Annotated in this window: 13 protein-coding genes; 5 read left to right on the top strand and 8 right to left on the bottom strand. The window is 61.4% G+C overall.

Annotated elements, in window-relative coordinates:
• Positions 1-294: 294 nt before the first annotated feature.
• Both mnxG and ACZ0A4_RS05440 read right to left on the bottom strand, forming a co-directional pair.
• Entirely contained in the window at positions 295-6,117 is a 5,823-nt protein-coding gene (gene mnxG, locus ACZ0A4_RS05445) for a manganese-oxidizing multicopper oxidase MnxG (RefSeq protein ID WP_463573452.1), read from the bottom strand.
• Between the two features lie 200 nt (positions 6,118-6,317).
• A complete protein-coding gene (locus ACZ0A4_RS05440) occupies positions 6,318-6,926 on the bottom strand; it encodes a lytic transglycosylase domain-containing protein (protein WP_456023965.1) in 609 nt (202 codons plus the stop codon).
• A 206-nt stretch (positions 6,927-7,132) separates the two neighbouring features.
• Between ACZ0A4_RS05440 and gspG the strand changes: the two genes are divergently transcribed.
• From gspG to ACZ0A4_RS05425, 3 genes are all read left to right on the top strand, one after another.
• Positions 7,133-7,561: a type II secretion system major pseudopilin GspG gene (gene gspG, locus ACZ0A4_RS05435; protein ID WP_007913548.1), complete on the top strand. Its 429-nt coding sequence runs from the start codon at positions 7,133-7,135 to the stop codon at positions 7,559-7,561.
• A 14-nt stretch (positions 7,562-7,575) separates the two neighbouring features.
• Positions 7,576-8,763, top strand: coding sequence for a type II secretion system F family protein (locus ACZ0A4_RS05430; RefSeq protein ID WP_463573450.1), 1,188 nt, complete (start codon positions 7,576-7,578; stop codon positions 8,761-8,763).
• A 76-nt stretch (positions 8,764-8,839) separates the two neighbouring features.
• Positions 8,840-9,364: a hypothetical protein gene (locus ACZ0A4_RS05425; protein ID WP_463573448.1), complete on the top strand. Its 525-nt coding sequence runs from the start codon at positions 8,840-8,842 to the stop codon at positions 9,362-9,364.
• 145 nt (positions 9,365-9,509) lie between these two features.
• Here the strand turns inward: ACZ0A4_RS05425 and ACZ0A4_RS05420 are convergent, their stop codons facing one another.
• On the bottom strand, positions 9,510-10,409 hold the full coding sequence (locus tag ACZ0A4_RS05420; RefSeq protein WP_463573447.1) for a LysR family transcriptional regulator: 900 nt from the start codon (positions 10,407-10,409) through the stop codon (positions 9,510-9,512).
• Positions 10,410-10,570: 161 nt separating this feature from the next.
• Between ACZ0A4_RS05420 and ACZ0A4_RS05415 the strand changes: the two genes are divergently transcribed.
• Positions 10,571-11,593, top strand: a complete 1,023-nt coding sequence (locus ACZ0A4_RS05415) for an alpha/beta hydrolase (RefSeq protein WP_463573446.1) — start codon at positions 10,571-10,573, stop codon at positions 11,591-11,593.
• Between the two features lie 108 nt (positions 11,594-11,701).
• Positions 11,702-13,129 carry a mechanosensitive ion channel domain-containing protein gene (locus ACZ0A4_RS05410; RefSeq protein ID WP_463573445.1) on the top strand — a complete coding sequence of 476 codons (1,428 nt, stop codon included), beginning with the start codon at positions 11,702-11,704 and terminating at the stop codon, positions 13,127-13,129.
• 285 nt (positions 13,130-13,414) lie between these two features.
• Here ACZ0A4_RS05410 and ycaC read toward each other — a convergent pair whose 3' ends face one another.
• From ycaC to ACZ0A4_RS05385, 5 genes are all read right to left on the bottom strand, one after another.
• Entirely contained in the window at positions 13,415-14,038 is a 624-nt protein-coding gene (ycaC, locus tag ACZ0A4_RS05405; protein WP_007913541.1) for an isochorismate family cysteine hydrolase YcaC, read from the bottom strand.
• A 70-nt stretch (positions 14,039-14,108) separates the two neighbouring features.
• Positions 14,109-15,947, bottom strand: a complete 1,839-nt coding sequence (locus ACZ0A4_RS05400) for an amidohydrolase (protein WP_016987824.1) — start codon at positions 15,945-15,947, stop codon at positions 14,109-14,111.
• Positions 15,948-15,990: 43 nt separating this feature from the next.
• On the bottom strand, positions 15,991-16,617 hold the full coding sequence (locus ACZ0A4_RS05395) for an antibiotic biosynthesis monooxygenase (protein WP_463573444.1): 627 nt from the start codon (positions 16,615-16,617) through the stop codon (positions 15,991-15,993).
• On the bottom strand, positions 16,610-17,023 hold the full coding sequence (locus tag ACZ0A4_RS05390) for a DoxX family protein (RefSeq protein WP_463573442.1): 414 nt from the start codon (positions 17,021-17,023) through the stop codon (positions 16,610-16,612). The genes ACZ0A4_RS05395 and ACZ0A4_RS05390 overlap by 8 nt, the downstream gene beginning before the upstream one ends.
• Before the next feature lie 255 nt (positions 17,024-17,278).
• Positions 17,279-17,638 (bottom strand): DUF6124 family protein, encoded by a 360-nt coding sequence (locus ACZ0A4_RS05385; RefSeq protein WP_397482160.1) that lies wholly within the window; start codon positions 17,636-17,638, stop codon positions 17,279-17,281.
• Positions 17,639-17,706: the final 68 nt, after the last annotated feature.

Raw genomic sequence — 17,706 nt, 5'->3', positions numbered from 1 at the left:
TAGCACTCCCCTACCTCTTCATCTGGCAAAACACCGACCATGTGGGAGCGAGCCTGCTCGCGAAAGCGTCTTCAGCTGCACCCTTGAAACCGAGTTGCCCCCATTCGCGAGCAGGCTCGCTCCCACAAGGGATTTGCATTCCTACCGCATCCTCACTGCCCACCACCGCCCCTTGTGGGAGCTGGCTTGCCAGCGATGGCGTCCTTTCTGTCACATCAATGGCGCCTGTGCCGCCGTCATCGCTGGCAAGCCAGCTCCCACAGGGTTTTGCATTTACAGGTCTTGCGTTTGTGCCTACTGGCTTGGTGGCGCCGGTTCCGGTTCGTTGGTCACGCGCAGCAGTCCCCATAACCCGGACGTATTGCCGTAGGCGGCGTAGTCGCGGAACAGGTAGTCACCGGGAATCGCATTGCTGCCGCCAGCGCTCGGGATCATGAAGCTGAAGTGCGCGGCCGGCAGGACGCTTTCGTGGGCGCCGATGTACATCGACATCGGGTTGTAGCCGAAGCGCACCGATCCCACGCCCGGCGAGCCCATCGGATAACCACCGACATCGCTCTTCTCGGCCTGGAACGGATTCACCGACCAGACATGCCCGTCGAGCTGGAACGTGGTGCCGCGACTGCCACCGCTCGGCATCAAAATATGCGTGCGGAACGGTTGCCCCGGTTTGGCATACAACACCGGTGTCTGCGGATCGCCACCCACCAGCGCATTGCTGTAGGCCATATGCGCATTGGTCATGTCGCCATAACCCGCGCCATCGGCATGACCAAACGGTGCGTCCGGGGCGAGGCCGAAGCGATACCACAGCGGTTCGGTCTTGTAGTTGATCGCCATGCTGGAGTTGTCCTGCGGATCGGTCGGCACACCGAAGCCTTCTGCAGCGATCCCCTCCACTGGCCGACCATTGGCCCAACGGGTGTTCAACGCCTTGTGCCAGACCATCGCAAAGTCGCGGTAGCTCGTTTGCCCAGGCGCAGTGACCGTGGCGTTGACCTTGCGTGCATCGTCAACCCAGGTCGCGCCGATCGGCAGGATGCTCATCGCACCACCGAGGCCTTTTTGCGGCTGCTTGATCACGTCCGCCGGGGTGATATTCAAACCGCCGAACTCGACTGCGGTGGCGTTGATGTTGTCGACGCTGCGCCCCAGTTGGGTCACCGGTTTGCCTTCACGTTCCAGGTGCCCGGCGTAGTACTGATAGGTACGCGTCGGGTACGCGCCGCTGTTGCCGACGCGCGGTGGCACGGTCTGGATTGGGTTGCCGCCAACGTTGGCGCCGTCGGATTTGGTGATGTCATACGCCAGCAACTGTGCGTGCAGGCCGACGTGGCTGGACGGCCGCATCAAGTTGTTGCTGAAGGTGGTCGAGCCCAGACCGCTGTTGCGATCACGCTTGACCATGCCTTGCATCACCGCGGTTTGCGTCAGGTCAGGCATCACGCTCGGCAGACGGTTTTCCAGGGTGATGTTGATGCAATCCCCCGCCGCCGCACGCAGCACCAGCGGTTCGACCGGGATGCCGGGTTTCAGCTTGCCACTCACCGGATCCAGATCGGATTTGCGCACATACAGGATCGCGGTCGGGTCATGCAGCGGCCCGCTCTGCCCGCCAATGGTGATGGTTTCGCCATCCTCCGGATCGGTCACGGTAACCTGTGGAATGCTCACCGTGCGCGAGTTCAGCACCAGGGTGCCACCCGCTGGATTCAGCGGCCCGCCGACATGCTGACCAAGCCCTTCGGGGTCGCCGAGGGTCAGGCCCAGCGTATTGCCGAGAATGTCGTTGGCCAGCGCCGCGACCACCTCGTAGTTGCGCTGTACCGTCGGCCGCGTGCCAATACCGTTGGGGTTGGCGCTGATCCGTGGGCAACTGCCCTCGAAGGCCACGGTGTTGCGCATGCCCGCCGGATTCGGGTTGTTGGGGATGGCGAACAAGTCGCTGCGTTTAGCGGTGTAGTTGCGCATCACCCCCCAGATGCCGCTCCAGTAACCTTCGATCGAAGCGTCCATCGAATACAGATAATCCCCGGTGGTCGCTGCCGAACTGGACAGCATCGATACCGGCGCAATGAAGCCCATCTGCTCGGAGATACCAATCATCTGCGACGCGCGCCAGCCGGAGTTGGAGCTGTTGCCGAAACCGGAACCGCTCTGCAGCCATTTCACACCGTGCAGGGTGACGTTGTGCTCTTCTTCATGGCCGCCGGCATGCACCCGCAGCCGCACGTTGTCGCCGGTGTAAGTACGCAGCATCGGCGTGAACGGATCGCCAGGTTCAGCGCCGCCCTTGTTGATGTGCGGCGGGAACAGCGTGGTGCCGCCGGTTGGGCCGGTCGCCGAGGTGAGCAGATTCGGCGCCAGGTTCATCGCCGGGATCGCCCGGTCGGTGCGGCTTTGCATGGCGAACGACAGATCGCCACCGAGGCCGTCGGCCTGCATGCCACGCTTGCCGTCCGGGCCGACCTTGTTCGGGTCGTACACGCGCAGGGCCAGCGGCTCGTTGCGATAGTTGACGACGAACATGCCCGGATCATCCACCGAGATCGCCTGCGGACATGGCCGGCTCGGGCAGCCCGGCACCTGACCGCCCTGCACTTCCAGCACGCCTTCAAGCAGGTTACTGGCGTTGTTGCGCACTGGCGGGTTGATCGCGTAGCGGAAGCTGTCGGCAGTCGCCGGGAACGCTTGCGCATTCGGCACACCGTTAGGACCTGCCCCCACATAGACGCCAGCTTCATAGGCGTGCTGGAAGTCGCTGTATTCGAGGAAGAACTCGCGGAAGCTGTCGTTCTTGCCGTCGCCATCGAGGTCGCCGGTATTGATCACCGCTTGCCACGACGTCGGCCCACCGTCCTGACGCGCGCCGCTGTACAGAGGCTCGCCGGTTTCGGCGTGGAACCAGGTGGAACCGGCCGGTTCGGCCAACACAGTGGCGTACAGACCAATTTGCTGGTGCGTCGATGGGCCGAGGTGGTCGTGGGTGAAGATGGTGCCGAGGCCGCGATCGACGCCTTTGGCGTTGACCACCGGATCGACGAACCAGCGCTGCATCGCCGTGCGCGCACCGAGCCAGTCGGCGCGACCATACTGGCCGAAGAACGGATGGTTCCTGGCTTTCGGGCAAGCCTGGGTGCCGTCGCGCGAGTCAGTACTGGCGCACTGATTGAACTCACGGATCGCGTGAATACGTTCCTGCACGGCGCCGGGCGAGAGCACACCGTCCTCGTAGTTCCAGCCGTTGGACGAGCCGTCCGCCGAGGTCAGATCCCACTTCGGCAAGTGGATGTGCTGACCGATCACGTCGGTTGGCGTGCGCACCTGATAGTCGTCCATCTCGTAAGTGGCCGGCACCAGGTTGGTTTGCTGGTATTGCACGCAATCGAAAGTGTTCATGCGCATCACCAGTGGCTCTGGTGGACGCTGCTTGGTGATCACCGGCCAGGCGTCTTCCCACAGCGCGAGAATGCGCGCCTGCGGAAAGTGATAACCGACCTTGTTGTACACCGCATCGAACTGAATGTTGGCGGCTTTGTAGATCCGTGGGCGGTCGGCGGTGAAGCTCGAGGCGCCGACAAAGGACATGCCGTCGATGCGCTCACCGCTGGCGAACTCACCGCTGCCGGCGCTGCTGGTCAGGCGCTTTTGCCGATCGTCCATGCACGGCTCGTAGTACGGCGCGCCGGCCATTGGCAAGGCGCCGTTGGTGCGGAACGCCTTGGCCACCACTTGATTGCCGGGCAGCAAGGCGTAGCTTGGGTGGTCTTTTTTCGCATGGAAAGCCATCGCCGCTTGTTCGACTTCGGTGCCTTCTTCCGGCAGGTAAATCGGTTTGGCGCGAGTGACTTCCTTGGAGAAGTCCAGTGACGTGGTCACGGTGTGCGCTTCGCCACCGGCCGCGACGCCATCCAGTGCGTGCCGCTGCAAGCCGCCATTCCAGCCACCGGATTGCGCCGGGTCGAGGTTGGCCCACAGCGCTTTGCCGCTGGCCTTGAGCGCTTGCGCGGTGGCGGCGTCGAGCATGTCCAGTGGCGGCGTTGGCGGACGTTGGCCGACCGAACTTTCCATGCCGCCGATCCAGAACGGATAGCCAGGATTTTTCAGGCTGCCGTCGGCGTTGCGATTGGCTTCACTGCGATCGACCAGCGCCAGTGAGCCGATGGCTTGACCACCGGCGTTTCCGCCGTGGTGCTCGCCATCTTCTTCATCCTCTTCGTCATCATTGCCGGCGACCAGGGTTTCGCCGATTTTCGGAACGACCACGACTTTGCCGGGCATTGGCGCCATGGCTTTGCCCGGCAGCGGCACGATGGCCGGAATCGGCGTACCAGCGACGATTTCACCATCGGGCAAGGCCCGTGCACCCGCCGCCGGTTTGCCGCTGCGCAGGGCAAACGGTTCGCTGTGATAACCGTCGGCGCCCTGCTGCGAAACATCGAGCCGGGTGCCTTCTTCGAACACATCGTGCACCCGCCACATCGCCCACATACCCTGGGCAAAATGCGGATAAAAATGGCAGTGATAGATCGCATCGCCGGCCACACGGTTGCGGTTGCCCGAACCACCGTTGGCGATTTCATAGGTATAACCGGCGCCCGGACCGATGCCCTGGGCGTCGACGTAATCGGAGTTGTCGTCATTGGGGTTGAACAGCCACTGATGGCCGTGCAGGTGGAAGATGTGCTGCTCGTGGCCATTGTGGGTGTTGCGGAATTTGACGAAGTCACCGATGTAGCTGTGATTGACGTTCGACGGCTCCGACGGATACAGCGCCATGGTGGCTTTCACGCCGATCTGATCGGCGCGCGGTATCTGGCCCGGGGCGATGTTCTCAAGCCCGGTGTTGGCCGGCACATCCACCAGCATCGCCACATCGCCGACGGTGTGCGAACTGAGGAAAAATTCTTCATAGGCGCACGACAGACAGTCGTGCATCGGCCCCACGCCCAAGCGGTTGGCGACCACTTCGGCGCCCATGCCGCCGGAACCGTAGTTGATCATGAACGAGTCGCGGGTCGGCTCCAGCACATGGGCCATCACCGGATCAGCCCAATACGCCGGGAATGCTTGAGTGGCGGCGGTTTCGTCCTGAAATTGCGAAGCGAAATCGCGGAACGCTTCGAGGCGGTTGGGGATCGCCGGGTTGCGTTTGCCCATCGACTCCAGCGCATAGGTGCTGGGCGGGAAACTGCCGTCGGCGTTGCTGCCCATGACAATCGCATCGCTTTCGCTGGAAATGACTTCATTGCCATCGACCATGCCGATGATCGGCGTGCCAGCCTTGCCTTCACGCAGCCACGGTTCGCGCTGTGGGTAGCGCGCCTGGTAGTCGACGATCGGTTGGCCGGTGGGTGCGCGGCCAGTCGTGGCCAGGCGCATTTCTTCTTCGGTGAGGGTATTGCGATAAGTGCGACCGCCTTTGGGCAGCACGACGACCTGGCCGAACAGACCATTGGCGACGTTGCCGGCCGCGCCCTCGCCGCCAAACGTCGCGCCACGGCTGCTGACGGCAAACGCGCCTTCGCGCTCGGCGAACAACGTGTAGGAACGGCTCGCGCCAGGTGGCACCAGGCTGTTGGCGTTACGCCCGGTGAACGAAGAAATGTCATCGATGCTGTTCACCGCTTGCAGGCCGTTGACCTGGAAACCGACGTGACGATCCGCCACTTGCTCGTCGACTTTGAAGTCTTCGGCACCGTTGGCGTTTTCGACGCCCTCTTCTTCGCCCTCGTTCTCAAAATGCTTGTTCGGGTTGGCCTGATAGTCGAGCAGGTTCTGCAGATTGATCGTCAGGCAATCACCCGCCGCCACCCGCAACACTAATGGCCGAGGACGCTTGTCCGGGCGCAGCGAGACTTTGCCCGGCACCGCAGCGCCACCGTAAGCCAGCGACTGCTCATGTTCATCAACGACATCGCGGCGCAGGGCGAACATCATGCCGTTGATGTTCTGCGCACCGAGGCGGTTGAACATCAACGGTTGATCGAAGGCGACGACGTTGGCCACCAGGTTGCGCTCACAGCGCACGGCCGCGCTGGCCAGCTCGACGCTGAGCATCGAGGCCAGAATCACTAGCCAGTTCAATAGAGACGGAGCGTGATGAATGCCAACCATGATCAGTAACCTCGTAGTGGGTGCTCTTGGGAACACTTCTCGACAAATGCCTCGGAGCAATCCGCGTGCCACAAAAAATCTCATTACTGTTCAATCAGTTACCGCGACCACTTGAGAGTCCGGGGAATATTCCCCACCCCTTTTCCCCACTTTTCGGGGCCATCCGGTTTGCCCCGAAAGTGGGGAAAACCGGTAGGGGATTACAACGGCGCATCCATCGCCAGGCCCTGCAGACGCCGGTACTGACGCAATACATTCGGCACATAACGTTGGGTTTCGGCGAACGGCGGAATCACCCGGCCACGGCTGAGCACCGCGTCCGGCCCGGCGTTGTAGGCCGCTACGGCGAGGGCAATGTCGTTGTCGAACAGGGTCATCAGGCGTTTGAGGTATTTCGCTCCGCCCTGGATGTTGGCCTTGGGGTCGTAGACGTCGGTCACGCCCAGTTCACGCGCGGTGTCGGGCATCAACTGCATGAGTCCGCCCGCGCCTTTGGCTGAAGTGGCGCCGGGGTTGTAATGCGACTCGGCGTTGATCACCGCGTGCAGCAGCGCCTCGGGTAATTGATTGACTTTGGCCGCCGCCGAAACCAGTTCCGCGTAGGGCTGGTTGGCGATCATTTGCGGCTGTTGGTCGAGGCTGGCCACCGGCAATTCAGCCTCGTGGATCACCCGTTCGTAAGTGCGTCCGGGCCGGTGAACGTTGGACAGGACATAGCTGCCCTTGGCGTCCACCGAGATGAACACATCGGCCTGCGCGGCGCCGCTGAGCAGCACACAACCGAGCAATCCGCTGGCGATAATTTTCATGTCGGGCCTCCCCGGATCGACCCCGATAAATTGGGGGAAATGCCCCAATGGCCGATCACGTTTGAGCCATACGCAAGCACTGTGCCGATTCTTGAAACTCCCGGATTACAAGGGTTACAGCCTATCCATTGATTTTCATTGGGGGCTGAGCATGGCAATTGCATAAGCCCTTCAGGCGACACGGCTGCCACTCACGGGAGGTCATCATGAAGCTGCAATTTCGTCCGCGTGGCCAACGCGGTTTTACCCTGCTCGAATTGCTTGTGGTGCTGGTGGTGCTCGGCCTGTTGGCCGGGATCGTCGCGCCGAAATACTTCGCCCAACTCGGTCGCTCTGAAGTGAAAGTCGCCAAGGCGCAGATCGAAGGGCTGAGCAAAGCATTGGATATCTATCGACTGGAAGTCGGCCACTACCCGTCCACCGAACAGGGCTTGCAAGCCTTGGTCACCGCGCCGAGTGACGAGGCGAAATGGACCGGCCCGTACCTGCAGAAAAAGCTGCCGCAGGATCCGTGGGGGCGTAATTACGCTTACCGTTATCCCGGCGAAAACAGCGAGTACGACTTGCTGTCGATGGGCAAGGACGGCCAGCCCGGCGGCGAAGGCGAGAACGCCGAAGTGACTAACTGGCAGTAAGCGGAGCGCGGCCCATGCGATTTCATCTGAAAGCGGTCGGAAAGGCGGGCGTGGTGTCGTTGAGCGTCGAGGCGTCCGGTGATAGCGAAGCGCGGCGCATCGCCGAGGATCAGGGTTTACGTGTGCTCAGCTCGCACGCCGACAAGCATTGGCGCTCGCTGAAACTGCGCCAGCGCGAGACCTTCAATCTGGTGTTGTTCAGCCAGGAACTGACCACCCTGCTGAATGCCGGCCTGCCGTTGATCGATGCGCTGGAAAGCCTCGCCGAAAAAGAAACCGCCCCCGCTGCCCGGAAAACCTTGAGTGAGCTGGTGCGCCTGCTGTACGAGGGCAAATCCTTCTCGCAGGCGTTGGGCCAGTTGTCGGCGGTTTTCCCGCCGCTGTACGTGGCGCTGGTACAGTCCAGCGAGAAGACCGGCGCGGTCGGCGATGCGCTCGGTCGCTACGTCAGTTATCGCCAGCGCATGGACGAGGTGCGGCAGAAAATCATCAGCGCCTCGATCTACCCGATGCTGTTGCTGATAGTCGGCGGTGGCGTGGTGCTGTTCTTGATGGGCTATGTGGTGCCGCGCTTCAGTCTGGTGTTCGAAGGGCTGGGGAATAACCTGCCGTGGCTGTCGCAGGTGTTGATGAGCAGCGGCATGTTTTTGCATGCGCATCAGGCGGAATTCTTTGGTGCGCTGGCGGCAATTGTCATCGCCCTCGCCGTGCTGCAAAAGCAACCGGCGTTTCGCCGTGGGCTGGATCGGCTGGTGGAGAAACTGCCGGCCGTGCACCAGCGGATTTTCATGTATGAACTGGCGCGGTTTTATCGCTCGCTGGGGATTTTGCTGCAAGGCGGGATTCCACTGGTGACCGCCATGGCCATGGTCCGTGGCTTGCTCACTGTGGCCTCGCGGGTGCGGCTGGATCAGGCCTGCGAGCGGGTGCGCGAGGGGCAGTCGCTGTCCTCCGCGCTGGAACTCAATCACCTGGTGACGCCGGTGTCTCTACGACTGCTCCGGGCCGGTGAACAGTCCGGCAACCTCGGGCAAATGATGGAACGCAGCGCCGACTTCTACGACGAGGAAATCAGCCGCTGGCTGGAGTGGTTCGTAAAACTGTTCGAGCCGCTGTTGATGACGTTTATCGGACTGCTGATCGGGGTCATCGTGATCCTGATGTACATCCCGATTTTCGAACTGGCTTCGAGTATTCACTGATCCCCGGGAACGGGTCGGATCTCTGCACCCACGCACTACTGCGTTCCCAGACAAAACCACAAAGACGGAGAACGATATGCACATTAAAAAGCTCGTGCTCGCAATGGCCATCGGCGCAGTTCTGTCGGCGTCTACGGTACTCATTCCGGACAGTGTGTCCGGAGTATCCAGTGCTCATGCCAAGGATGGGGGAAGCGGTGGTGGTGGAGGTAGCGGCGGTGGTGGAGGAAATGGAGGCGGAGGCGGAGGCGGCAGTGGTGGAAGTGGAGGTGGCGGCAATGGTGGCGGTAGCGGTGGCGGCGGCAGCCATGGAGGCGGCGGCAATAGCGGCAGCGGTGGCGGCGGCAACAGTGGACACAGCGGCAGCGACCACGGCTCGGGGCACTCGGGCGACAGCGCCTCATCCGGCCGCAACGGCACCCATGCTGAAGCGGGAGATGACCATGGCGTGCATCGCGCCGGTGAAGTCGGCGATGACCACGGGGTCCACCGCGCTGGAGAAGTCGGTGATGATCGTGGTGTCCATGCTGCGGCTGAAGCCGGCGATGATCGCGGCGTGCATGTCGGCGGTGAGCCGGGCGATGACAAGCGCGCCAACTGATTTTTAGAAACACCACAAAACCTGTGGGAGCGAGCTTGCTCGCGAAGGCGTCGGGTCAGTGAAGAATGAGTTGAATGACACACCGCTTTCGCGAGCAAGCTCGCTCCCACAGGGGTTTTGTGGAGTTTGAAAACCATTGCGCAGCTCAGAGGGCGACGTGGCTCTCGTTCAGGCGTTCGCGCAGGAATTCGACCAGTGCCTGCACCGGCCTGGACGCCTGACGATGCTGCGGATATACCGCCGACAACGTCAGCGGCTCGGGACGCAAATCATCCAGCACCGGCACCAGCCGGCCATCCTTCAACGCCGCGCCAACAATGAACGTCGGCAAATACGTAATACCCATCCCCTGCACCGCCGCATCTCTGAGCAACTCGCCGTTGTTCACGCGCATGCGCCCGGTGACATTGACCAACACAGGCTTGCCCTGCCCCGCGTTGAAGCGCCACTGCACCGAACGACTATGCCCGTATGGCAAGCAATCATGGCTGTGCAGATCTTCCGGCTGGAGCGGCGTGCCGCGCTCGGCGAGATACGCCGGGCTGGCGCAGTACACCCGCTCGATCGACGCGATGCGCCGGGCAATCAGTGTCGAGTCTTCCAGCACACCAATGCGCAGCGCCAGATCGTAGCCCTCACCGAGCAAATCCACCGGGCGATCACTCAAGTCGACCTCAACCGTGACCTCACGATAGCGCTGCAAGAACATCGGCAGCAAACACCCCAGATGCGCCACAGCAAACGACAGCGGCGCGCTCAGTCGAATCGTACCGCGCGGCTCGGCGGTCTGCCCGGCGATGCCCTGCTCGACCTGTTCGACTTCACCGAGCAGGCGCAATGCCGATTCGTAGTAACTCTGCCCCAGCGGCGTCACGTCCAGACGCCGGGTCGAGCGGTTCAACAATCGCACGCCGAGGCGCTCTTCCAACTGCATCAAGCGCCGGCTGACGAACTGCTTTGACAGGCCCAATTGATCAGCCGCTGAGGTGAAGCTGCCGGAGTCCATGACCTGGCAAAAAATACGCATGTCTTCGAACGGGTTCATTGTCACTCTCTGGTGGACAGTTAAACGCTTTATAGCCGCTTTTTCACTTTTCGGCAGCCTATTAATCTGTGCTCACGGTGTTGCTGAGGCCTGAAGCCCAGCGCCACAGCAGCCCGCAACCCAGGCAAATAAATCAAAAAATATTCAAAAGGATTTCCACCATGAACCTCGTCAAGAAAACCCTCACCGCTTCCCTCCTCGCCCTGTCCATCGGCAACGCTTTTGCCGCTGAAAGCAGCGGCGTCGAGCACAACACCCAGGCCTTCCTCAACGCCCTCGCCGCCGGCGGTGGCAAACCCCTTGAACAACTGAGCCCGAAAGACGCACGTGCGGTGCTGACCGGCGCCCAGGCTTCGGTGAAGGTGGACTTGTCCGGTGTTGAAGTCAGCGACAAGGCGATCAAGGTCGACGGCCAGACGATCAACCTGAAAGTGGTGCGTCCGGCCAAGGTCAAAGGCGAGCTGCCGGTGTTCATGTTCTTCCACGGTGGCGGCTGGGTCCTCGGTGATTACCCAACGCACCAGCGCTTGATTCGTGATCTGGTGGTGGGTTCTGGCGCGGTTGCGGTGTACGTCGACTACACGCCGTCGCCGGAAGCGCAGTACCCGACCGCGATCAACCAGGCCTATGCCGCGACGAAATGGGTGGCCGAGCACGGCAAAGACATCGGTGTCGATGGCAAGCGTCTGGCGGTAGCCGGTAACAGCGTCGGCGGCAACATGGCGGCGGTCGTGGCGCTGATGGCCAAGGAACAGAAAGCCCCGGCGCTGCGTTTCCAGCTGCTGATGTGGCCGGTGACCAACGCGCAATTCGACGACGGTTCGTACCAGCAATTTGCCGAGGGCCACTTCCTCACCAAAGGCATGATGCAGTGGTTCTGGGACAACTACACCACCAACCCCGCCGAGCGTGCGCAGATCCATGCTTCGCCGCTGAACGCCAGCGCCGAACAGCTCAAGGGCCTGCCTGCCGCACTGGTGCAGACCGCCGAATTCGACGTGCTGCGTGATGAAGGCGAAGGCTATGCGCGGCATCTCGATGCGGCCGGCGTGGCGGTGACCTCGGTGCGTTACAACGGGATGATTCATGACTTTGGTTTGCTCAATCCGCTGAGTCAGATTCCTGAGGTGAAAGCAGCGGTGCGTCAGGCGGCGGCAGAGCTGAAGACCCATCTGAATCCATAACGGCAAAAGATCGCAGCCTGCGACAGCTCCTACATTGGAATACGTTCTCCTGTAGGCGCTGCCGCAGGCTGCGATCTTTTCACTTGCAGACACCACGGAGCCAAGGTCATGACATTTTTCTACACCCACCTGCTGTCCTGGAGCGGCGCCCTGCTGCTGCTCGACGCTGTGCTCTGGCACTTCTCGCCCTTCACCCATCGCGCCCCGAGAGTCGGTGTACGGTTGGTGCTGTTTCTGGCGTTCACGGCGCTGGTGATCAACGCCGGCGTCAGTCCGTTGCAGGCTCCGCTGTTCGCCGATGACCGCGTGGCGCAATTGGGTGCGACGGCGCTGGGGATTTTCTGGTGGCTGTACGCGGCGCGGGTGCTGACCGAAGTCATCGGCCTGGCGCTGATGCGCCGCATCGGCCATAGCGGTCGTTTGCTGCAAGACGTGATCGGCGCATTGGTGTTTCTGGTGGCCACCGTCGCCGCTGCCGGTTACGTGCTGGAGTTGCCGGTGAAAGGTTTGCTGGCGACTTCGGGCGTGGTGGCCATCGTTGTCGGTCTGGCGCTGCAAAGCACCTTGGCCGATGTGTTTTCCGGGATCGTGCTCAACACCACCAAGCCGTATCAGGTGGATGATTTCGTGGTGATCGACGGCGTCGAAGGCAAAGTCTTCGACATCGACTGGCGCGCTACGCACCTGCTGACCAGCGCCGGGACCATGGCGGTGGTGCCGAACTCGGTGGCGGCCAAGGCAAAAATCGTCAACCTCAGCCGCCCGAACAACATGCACGGCGTGTCGATCAGCATTCAGGTGCCAAATCACATTCGCCCGCGCCGGGTACTGGATGCGCTTGATCGCACCTTGCAGGGCAGCAGTTCTCTGTTGTTGAGTCCGGCGCCGAAAGCCGTGTTGAAAGAGGCCGGTGAAACCATGTCGGAATACGTCGCCAGCGGCTTCATCGCCGAGCTGGGCAAAAAAAGCGAAGTGCGCAATCAACTGTTCGACCTCGCCCACCGGCATCTCGAAGCGGCGGGCATTTCGCGCCATCCCGACGGCGTAATTGAGCCGTCGACCCGTGCCCGCGCGCTGCTCGATGAAGTGAAAATCTTCCGTTCGCTGAGCAGCGAAGAACGTGATCGCCTCGCCGAATCGATGGTCGCGCAACAGTACGCGGCGGGCCAGGTGGTGCTGGATCTGGATGAGGTGCCGGACAGTCTTTTTGTGATCGCCACCGGGGTGGTCAGTGCCACCGTGCCTGACGGCGACAATAAGGTCGAGGCCGGGCGAATGGGGCCCAGTGAGGTCATGGGCGAACAGAGCATTCTGGCCGATACGCCGTCGCAGGCGACGTTCACGGCGTTGACGTCGAGCATCATTTATCGGCTCGACAAGAAGCTGACTCGTGAGTGCATGGAACAGCGCACGGAGGTCAGTCGGGCGTTGAATAAATTGCAGGCGGTGCGTCAACAGAACAGTCGCCTCGCGTTGATGGGCAAACCGGTGGCGGTGAGGAAAGGCGGGTTTCTCGGTTGGCTGCAGAAGCGTTGAAGCGGCAAGATCAAGATCAAGATCAAGACCAAGAGCCTACCCCCTCACCCCAGCCCTCTCCCCCAAGGGGGCGAGGGGAAAGGGAGCCGATCTCCATGTTTTTCAAGATCGGAGTTCGGCTCGGTATTGCAGGTCGACGTACCACGAAAGAAGCCGATCTCCGGGATTTTCAAGACCTGAGTTCGACTCGGTATTGCACGTCGGCGTACCTCGAAAGAACCCCTCGGTCAGTCCCCTCTCCCTCCGGGAGAGGGTTAGGGTGAGGGGCTTTTCAGGATCAGCCGATTACTTGGCAGTGAACTTGGTATAGCTGTTAATCAAGTTGCGGTAGTTCGGCAGACGCTCCGACAGCAGATGCGCCAAACCTTCCATGTCATTGCGCCAGTCGCCCTGCAGCTCGCACGCCACCGAGAACCAGTTCAACAGGTGTGCACCCGCCGCCGACATCCGCGCCCACGCCGCTTGCTGCACGGTGGTGTTGAAGGTGCCCGACGAATCCGTCACGACAAACACTTCATAACCTTCAGCAATCGCCGACAGCGTCGGGAATGCAACGCAAACGTCAGTCACCACACCGGCGATGATCAGTTGCTTGCGACCCGTCGCCTTGATCGCTTTGACGAAGTCTTCGTTGTCCCAGGCATTGATCTGGCCCGGGCGCTGAATGAACGGCGCATCCGGGAACTGCTCACGCAATTCAGGCACGATCGGCCCGTTTGGACCTGCGTCAAAACTGGTGGTGAGGATGGTCGGCAGCTTGAAGAACTTGGCGATGTCGCCCAGCGCCAGCACGTTGTTCTTGAATTCGTTCGGGGTGAAATCCTGGACCAGCGAGATCAGGCCGGTCTGGTGATCGACCAGCAGTACAACCGCATCATCTTTGTTCAGACGTGTGTAAGGAACGCTCATGGGAAAACTCCTGATGGACGGATGGATGAAGCGTGAAGCGCCGACCGGATGGCCGGCGCTTTAGGGGAAATCAGAAGGCGAAGCAGGAACAGCCGAACGCGCCCCAGAAACCGGCGAAATCGCTGACCGGTGCGTTCGACATCCGCGCCTTTTCATGGCTGTGGGTGTGTACGGCGCACGGGCCGCTGCACTGGTGCACCTGCGCCTGCAACGGCGAATTCGGCCGCCAGTGGCCCGGAACCTTCACGACAGGCGACCAGTCCGGCAGCACCGGAATCGAACGCGGGCCGAGGTCTTCGAAGTCGCCGGCGGCGTAGACAATCTTGCCGCCGACCACGGTCATGACCGATTCGATCCACTTGATCGCTTCTTCTTCGACATGGAAGAAGTCCGCGCTCAGCGCCGCCAGATCCGCCAGTTGGCCGACCTTGATCTGGCCCTTCTTGCCCTGCTCCGAGGAGAACCAGGCGCTGCCGTGGGTGAACAGTTCCAGCGCGGTGGTGCGCGGCAGACCTTCTTCGTACAAGGCCAGACCGCCGACGGTGCGGCCGCTGACCATCCAGTACAGCGACGTCCACGGGTTGTAACTGGAGACCCGCGTCGCATCAGTGCCGGCGCCGACCGGTACACCTTCGGCGAGCATGCGTTTGATCGGCGGGGTCGCTTCGGCAGCTTGCTTGCCATAGCGGTCAACGAAATATTCGCCCTGGAACGCCATGCGATCCTGAATCGCAATGCCGCCGCCCAATGCCTTCACCCGCTCGATGTTCTGCGGGGTGATGGTTTCGGCGTGGTCGAAGAACCACGGCAGACCGTTGAACGGAATGTCGCGATTGACCTTCTCGAACACGTCGAGCATGCGGCTGATCGATTCGTTGTAAGTGGCGTGCAAACGGAATGGCCAGCGCTGTTCGACCAGGTGGCGCACCACCGGCTCCAGCTCCTCCTCCATGGTTTGCGGCAGGTCCGGGCGCGGTTCGAGGAAGTCTTCGAAGTCCGCCGCCGAAAACACCAGCATCTCGCCAGCGCCGTTGTGACGCAGGAAGTCGTCGCCCTGATGCAACTTGACGCTGCCGGTCCAGTTCTGGAAATCGCTCAGCTCTTCTTTGGGCTTCTGGGTGAACAGGTTGTAGGCGATGCGCACGGTCAACTGGTCGTCCTTGGCCAGTTGCTCGATCACTTGGTAATCGTCCGGGTAGTTCTGGAAACCACCGCCGGCATCGATCGCGCTGGTCAAGCCGAGGCGATTGAGTTCGCGCATGAACTGGCGGGTCGAGTTGACCTGATATTCCAACGGCAGCTTCGGCCCTTTGGCCAGCGTCGAGTAGAGAATCATCGCGTTTGGCCGCGCGACCAGCATGCCGGTCGGGTTGCCATTGCTATCGCGGACGATCTCGCCACCCGGCGGGTTCGGCGTGTCGCGGGTGTAACCGGCCACACGCAGCGCGGCGCGGTTGAGCAGCGCACGGTCGTACAAATGCAGGATGAACACCGGGGTGTCCGGCGCGGCCTGATTGATTTCTTCAAGGGTCGGCATGCGTTTTTCGGCGAACTGGAATTCGTTCCAGCCACCGACCACGCGCACCCATTGCGGCGTCGGCGTACGGTCAGCCTGATCCTTGAGCATGCGCAGGGCATCGGCCAGCGACGGCACGCCTTCCCAGCGCAGTTCGAGATTGTAGTTCAAACCGCCACGAATCAGGTGCAAGTGCGAGTCGTTGAGACCGGGGATCACACAACGGCCATGCATATCGACCACTTGCGTGTTCGGCCCGCGCAGGGCCATGGCCTGGTTGTCGTTGCCGACGACCACGAAGCGGCCGTCGGTGATGGCCACGGCACTGGCCAGCGGTTTGGTGCGGTCGACGGTATGAAATTGGCCATTGAACAGAATCAGATCGGCGCTCATCGCAGTTCCTCAAGCAAAGTGAAAAGGAGCAAACCCCGCGTGCTCAGCGTGGCGAGGTCTCTTGGGAATCGAGGTGTTCATGGGCCAGGCTGGCTTCGAGCCACGGCGTAAACAAACGGGTGACCGGCGGCATTACCACGTACACCACCGACAGGACGATGGTCAGGGTGATCAGGAACGTGGCGACCACGTAATTGGACAAGAGCGGATGCAGCGCCAGCAGCGGCCCCCAGATCAGCGGCACGAGCAAGGTGTGCGGCAAAATCACCAGTAGCGTGACCACAGCTTGCTTCCAGCGCGGCGGTGGCGAAGCGGCATCGGCCAATGGGGTAAACCAGAATTCATTGATCGGCGCGACTTCGGTCTGATCGCCATCAGCCAGCATCGGTGCGGCTTCGGCGACCAGCGCCTGACGCTGCGACGACTCCAGCCAGCCTTGCATCGATTCGGTGGAGCTGAAGCGCAACACGCAGGTGTAGAAGTCGAGACGACCGCGCTTGCCGCGCACCACGTCCACACCCAGATGCCCTTCCCGCTGCCCTGCCACGTGGACGATATTGCGCAGCCAGGCTTCATACGCCGACTCGAAACCGGCCTTGACCCGGTGTTTGATAATCAATGTGACCGTCTCATCGGCCCCCGGTGCTTGTGGATTGAGGACTTCAGGCATAACGCAGCACTCCGGGCAAACGAACAGGAATCGCCAGCCGTCCCGGCCCGGCGATCAACACAGTGGTAAACAGGATCAGCAGTAACCAGCCGAACTGCCCCTCGGCCACACTCCATTGCGGATGCACGACCAGCAACGCCACCAGCAGCACAAAGAGAATAGGCACGCAGGCCAATCGCGCCAGTAACCCGGCGACGATCAGTAGCGGACAGAGAACTTCGGCGAAAATCGCCAGGATCAACGTGAGGTGAGATCCGAGGTGGAACGGGTCTTCGATCAGTTGCAATTGCGCGGTGAAATCCAGCAGCTTGGGCAAGCCGTGCACCCACAGCAGGAACAATCCGCCGCTGACCCGCAGGAACAGCAAACCGATGTCGCGTGCCCGTTCATCTGTTGAGGCATTCATGACCCGACCCTTGAAATGTCATTGGCTGGAATCATGCCAATGATGGTCGGGAGGAAATTGGATGGGTGTGCTCAGTTCTTGCGATCAACCAGGTTACCGGAACGCCGAAGAACTCTGTGGGAGCTGGCTTGCCAGCGATAGCGGAGTGTCAGGCGCCGTCGCTGTTGGCTGAGCTGACGCCATCGCTGGCAAGCCAGCTCCCACAGGGTTTCTGAACGTCCACAAGTTCTGTGTGGGAACGATCAGTGGTTCCGGTTAGCCTGGCACTTCGAGGTTATCCAGCACCCGGTTCACCGCCAGTTCACCGAGCATGATCAACTGCGCAATCCCCAACAGCGCCCGACGCTGCGGTGCAGGCAACAGATGAGCGACATCCTGGGCGATGGTCTTGGCCGAGGCGAGTGTTTCGCTGGCATCAGTCAGCAGTTCTTCGTTTTTGGTGTCGGCAGTTACCGCGTACATGCCACGGGTTCTGCGTGGGGGTGGCGTGGAGCCGGGTGGAAGGAGGTAATGGTCGAGGGCGCGGTCGGCGGCTTCGTGGAGTTTTCTGGAATCGATGGATTCGTAGGGGGATGTGGGGTCGATGTCGGGCGGGTTGGGTGTGACTTTGAACATGGTGAATCTCCTGTCCTGGGTTAACCACCATGACTTGTCGCTAAACAAATAATGGTGGCAGCTGCACG

It is taken from the genome of Pseudomonas sp. AC172, assembly GCF_979258595.1.
This window is presented reverse-complemented; position numbering and strand designations above follow the sequence as displayed.

Bases quoted from the DNA above. Each gene is read 5' to 3' on its own strand.
- ACZ0A4_RS05395 (WP_463573444.1), bottom strand. From the start codon at position 16,617: ATGCCTGAAGTCCTCAATCCACAAGCACCGGGGGCCGATGAGACGGTC.
- ACZ0A4_RS05440 (WP_456023965.1), bottom strand. From the start codon at position 6,926: ATGAAAATTATCGCCAGCGGATTGCTCGGTTGTGTGCTGCTCAGCGGC.
- ACZ0A4_RS05385 (WP_397482160.1), bottom strand. From the start codon at position 17,638: ATGTTCAAAGTCACACCCAACCCGCCCGACATCGACCCCACATCCCCC.
- ACZ0A4_RS05430 (WP_463573450.1), top strand. From the start codon at position 7,576: ATGCGATTTCATCTGAAAGCGGTCGGAAAGGCGGGCGTGGTGTCGTTG.
- mnxG (WP_463573452.1), bottom strand. From the start codon at position 6,117: ATGGTTGGCATTCATCACGCTCCGTCTCTATTGAACTGGCTAGTGATT.
- ACZ0A4_RS05400 (WP_016987824.1), bottom strand. From the start codon at position 15,947: ATGAGCGCCGATCTGATTCTGTTCAATGGCCAATTTCATACCGTCGAC.
- ACZ0A4_RS05415 (WP_463573446.1), top strand. From the start codon at position 10,571: ATGAACCTCGTCAAGAAAACCCTCACCGCTTCCCTCCTCGCCCTGTCC.
- ACZ0A4_RS05410 (WP_463573445.1), top strand. From the start codon at position 11,702: ATGACATTTTTCTACACCCACCTGCTGTCCTGGAGCGGCGCCCTGCTG.
- ycaC (WP_007913541.1), bottom strand. From the start codon at position 14,038: ATGAGCGTTCCTTACACACGTCTGAACAAAGATGATGCGGTTGTACTG.
- ACZ0A4_RS05420 (WP_463573447.1), bottom strand. From the start codon at position 10,409: ATGAACCCGTTCGAAGACATGCGTATTTTTTGCCAGGTCATGGACTCC.
- ACZ0A4_RS05425 (WP_463573448.1), top strand. From the start codon at position 8,840: ATGCACATTAAAAAGCTCGTGCTCGCAATGGCCATCGGCGCAGTTCTG.
- gspG (WP_007913548.1), top strand. From the start codon at position 7,133: ATGAAGCTGCAATTTCGTCCGCGTGGCCAACGCGGTTTTACCCTGCTC.
- ACZ0A4_RS05390 (WP_463573442.1), bottom strand. From the start codon at position 17,023: ATGAATGCCTCAACAGATGAACGGGCACGCGACATCGGTTTGCTGTTC.